Raw genomic sequence first — 3,784 nt, forward strand, 5'->3', positions numbered from 1 at the left:
CAGGCTACATGGAAGACGGCAAGGTCTACCCCACTCAGGCAGGAACACCACAGGGCGGTATCGCGTCACCGGTTCTGGCTAATATGGCACTGGACGGGCTGGAGTGGGTGGCACAACGCGCTGCCCCTCGCCAGAAAGTCTATGTCGTTAAATATGCGGATGAGGGATATCTCGACCTGTTCTCAATGGCGAGTACCCCGATCGTCCGCCACATCAAGATCAGAGCTAATGCTACCCCTTATGATCCGACATACCGACAGTACTTTGAGCGTCGTGCGCGGATCAGATAGCCCGAAGCGGAGCATAAGGGAAGGGATGTATCCAGGAGTAAAGCACGTTGGGTTACCGGGTCATTATCAGGCCTTAGTAAGGCTTGAGCCGTGTGCGCTGAAAGGCGCACGCACGGTTCTTAGAGGGCTGGAGACAGGTAACTGTCTCTGGCTACTCTGCGAATATTCAGGGAGGATTGTCACCGGATTTAAGATTCCCCTATACTTCAGGGCATGTTTCAAAAGTTACTTGATGAGAATAATGAATGATGAGTGCTAACTCAATCAAACAAGCGGTCTGGAATGCATATGATATTTTTCGTGATATAGGCATCCTACCCATTTGCAACGATTTCTTCCTCACTCTGTTTTTTAAAAATACATATTCGATGTACACAGAGAAAAAATAGAAGACATGGAGGCTGCATAATGAATCAACCCACATTACCGGAATCAAACCTATTGCTAGACAATATTAGGGCGCTATTAACCCAAGGTCGCAAACAAGCCGCACAAGCAGTCAATACTGTTATGGTGCAAACTTATTGGGAAATCGGCCGCCTGATTGTCGAAGATGAACAACAAGGACAGACGCGCGCTGAATATGGTAAGAAAGTACTCAAAAACCTTTCCACTTCTTTAACCAAAGAGTTTGGCAAAGGTTTTGATAACTCCAATCTTCGTTATATGAGATTGTTTTATATTACTTTTCCAAATCGTGACGCACTGCGTCACGAATTAAGCTGGACACACTACCGCACCTTAACCCGCATTGAAAACGAACAAACCAGACAATGGTATATGAAAGAAGCAATTGAGCAGGCTTGGTCTGCTCGCGCGTTAGAACGCCAAATCGGTACCTTCTATTACGAGCGCTTGCTTTCTACTCAAGCAAAGCAACAAAATATCCAGTCTGTACTGGATGAAGCGCAGCAAAAAACCACGGCACTGACTTTATCGGCAAAAGATTACTTGCGTGACCCATATATTTTCGACTTTTTAGGTTTACCGAGTGCTGCACTACAAGAAAGTGAACTTGAACAAGCGCTAATCGACAATCTGCAAAAGTTCCTGCTGGAACTCGGTAAAGGCTTTGCATTTGTCGAACGTCAGCAACGTATCAGTACCGATGATGGCGATTATTACATTGATTTGGTGTTCTACAACTTTCATCTCAAATGCTTTTTGTTGATTGACCTGAAAATGCATAAGCTCACTCATCAAGATGTGGGGCAAATGGACATGTATGTGCGCATGTACGAAGAGAAAAAACGCCGCAGTGATGATAACCCAACCATCGGCTTAATTTTATGTACCGAAAACAATCATACCGTTGCCAAATATTCAGTACTCAACGACAGCAAGCAATTGTTTGCCTCAAAATACATGTTGGAACTGCCAAGTGAAGAAGAGCTTCGTTTACAGCTCGAAAAAGAGCGTCAGCATTTGTTAGATCAACAAGAAAAACCGCAGTAGAATTTTTTACTTTGACGCGTAAAGGGGAGAAAATTTCTCCTCTTGAATCTACGCCAACTCCTTTGATTGCCATTACCTGTAACTACTCGCAAACGAAAATGGTCGGACTCGCATTTACCACTTTTTCACTCATGGTAACTGCAAATGAAATTCATCATATTGGTTGCCCAACCGCTAATATCCTGTCGCGCAATTCAGCTATGCGAACCGGATCGAGCTGATTGTTAAACAACAAAATTGTTCCACCATACTTTTCAGACGACAACCATACCGTGTCTACATCGATTCTAAATCATCAATGTAATTTAGCCTTGTTTACTTTAGCTGTAAGAGTTAATGCCTTAAAATGTGTTAAAGTAGGTATCTCTGATAAATTTGCAATAGCGCTGTCTGTAATACCTTCAACTATTTTTTAAACAACTCCAACAGGCTCTTCTATATTAGCTCACGTAGCAAAATAATGGTTGATGCCTGAATCTGTTTTTATTGGCAGGTATTAGATCTTCCAGTAGTAAACTAACCATCAGTTATTACCGACCTTTCCAGCTTCCTTCACTCTCATCAGAAAACATAGTCTTGTAGAGATGGTGATGGAACAGGTTTGTCTTGCCAAATATAAAATGTTGAACGTCTGACTTTCATCACCCGGCACAATTAATGGATGGGATAGTGGCCTGCCTGCTCTTTAATGAACCAACACCTTACAGTAGTTCTCTCGCAAAGAAGGTGCTCGCCTTTTTTAAGATCTCCTTCTCCATTTTTAGTTGGTTGTTTTCTTTACGAAGCCGTAATAATTCCTGTCGCTCATCGGGCGTTAATGCGCCGGGTTGAGCTTGCTCAACCGCGTGTTTCCGCCACGTATACAGCAGCTTTTTGGGGAGTCCTAATGCTTCAGCCGCCTGTGGAACCGTATAGTGCTGTTCAACAATCAAATTGACGGCTTTTCGTTTAAAGTCATTGGTAAATTTTTGGGGTGATTTTCGTTTCATAAAGACACCTGAGCTAACGTCATACTATTCCTTTACCAAAGTGTCCGGATTTATTAAAGCACAACAGTTTGCAGCTAAAAAAACCCTAGTTAATGGCTTTTAAAAATATTCAACCTGAATTCTGTTTAAGCCGTCACTAAAAAATCGTCTTCCGAATAGAAAACTTTCAGTGATGGCTTCTTCCATTTAAGACAATAAGCAATCAAACCGCCTAAAACGGTCAACATAAATCTTTTTATACTTCGGTGGCGAGAATGTGCTATTTGAGAAAGGGTTTTTAATTGCCCATTAATCGGGTGAGTAGGCCACGGGAACTGCCCCCCGCAGCCTCTCGCAGAACGGTACGTGAGGTAGAGTAGAGCGCCAGCGAGTTACCATTTGCTATAGCACTTTTCCGAACGCCCCCTCTCCAAACCGGACATGAGACTTTCGACCTCATCCGGCTTTCCAGTGTCATTTTTCCCGATTTTGGTTGGACAAAACTTGTGAATTTCCGCCTGCCTCGATCGGAATAGACGGCCAGAACATTTTCGGCTGTGGCCATTTCGGTTACCTCAATATTTGGTCGTCAGACACCTGTGATCCTTCGCCATGTGGACGGCTTTCCCGTCCCCGGACTACTACGATCACTCCGTCACCCTGGGTCTCGCGACCCGTAGGCGATCCCGTGTTCGCACGAATCGAACGTGATAGCGCAACGTAGGTTCCCCGTTCGACACCTTGAACGATCTCGCTGACCGTCGTTCAGCAGGGGAAGATTTCGGTTGGCGAGAGGTTTACCAGCCTATCCTGCCGACACAGCCCTGACATACCGTGGCTGTGGATGTGAGTATTCCATCACTGGTGTCTGAGGTTCAGGCAATACAGCTTTAACCTTATTACGCGGGTCTTGCACAACAACCGATTCGGTATGTTCGTCGGGCCTGTGCTTTTCAGTCATGCTTATGTCCCTTAAGATTTTCACCATCCGGTAAGACTGATGACCCAGCAGTATTTCTTCCAACTCCTCCTGCCTAAGGCAGGGATTCGATTCGCCGCTTTCACGGCGCA

5 protein-coding genes and 2 pseudogenes are annotated in these 3,784 nt (G+C 44.8%); 2 read left to right on the forward strand and 5 right to left on the reverse strand.

Translation table 11 applies throughout. The features are described 5' to 3' along the window. The coding region (locus tag ACGF63_RS22450) for a hypothetical protein (protein ID WP_387633297.1) at positions 1 to 290 on the forward strand (290 nt) is incomplete at its 5' end. Between the two features lie 408 nt (positions 291 to 698). Beyond that, positions 699 to 1,745, forward strand: a complete 1,047-nt coding sequence (locus ACGF63_RS22455; RefSeq protein ID WP_387633294.1) for a YhcG family protein — start codon at positions 699 to 701, stop codon at positions 1,743 to 1,745. A gap of 154 nt (positions 1,746 to 1,899) precedes the next feature. Here ACGF63_RS22455 and ACGF63_RS22460 read toward each other — a convergent pair. The 5 genes and pseudogenes from ACGF63_RS22460 to ACGF63_RS22480 all read right to left on the reverse strand — a co-directional run. Continuing rightward, a pseudogene (locus ACGF63_RS22460) lies at positions 1,900 to 2,021 on the reverse strand (hypothetical protein); the annotation flags it as partial. A 425-nt stretch (positions 2,022 to 2,446) separates the two neighbouring features. Beyond that, positions 2,447 to 2,734: a transposase gene (locus ACGF63_RS22465; RefSeq protein WP_132347725.1), complete on the reverse strand. Its 288-nt coding sequence runs from the start codon at positions 2,732 to 2,734 to the stop codon at positions 2,447 to 2,449. Between the two features lie 125 nt (positions 2,735 to 2,859). Then, positions 2,860 to 3,027: pseudogene (locus ACGF63_RS22470) on the reverse strand (IS982 family transposase); the annotation flags it as partial. Beyond that, positions 3,012 to 3,278: a hypothetical protein gene (locus ACGF63_RS22475; protein ID WP_387633296.1), complete on the reverse strand. Its 267-nt coding sequence runs from the start codon at positions 3,276 to 3,278 to the stop codon at positions 3,012 to 3,014. The gene ACGF63_RS22475 and the pseudogene ACGF63_RS22470, both read right to left, overlap by 16 nt. 240 nt (positions 3,279 to 3,518) lie before the next feature. Then, positions 3,519 to 3,674, reverse strand: a complete 156-nt coding sequence (locus ACGF63_RS22480; RefSeq protein WP_265380704.1) for a hypothetical protein — start codon at positions 3,672 to 3,674, stop codon at positions 3,519 to 3,521. Positions 3,675 to 3,784: the final 110 nt, after the last annotated feature.

It is taken from the genome of Photorhabdus sp. RM322S, assembly GCF_042879395.1.
Taxonomy (GTDB): domain Bacteria; phylum Pseudomonadota; class Gammaproteobacteria; order Enterobacterales; family Enterobacteriaceae; genus Photorhabdus; species Photorhabdus khanii.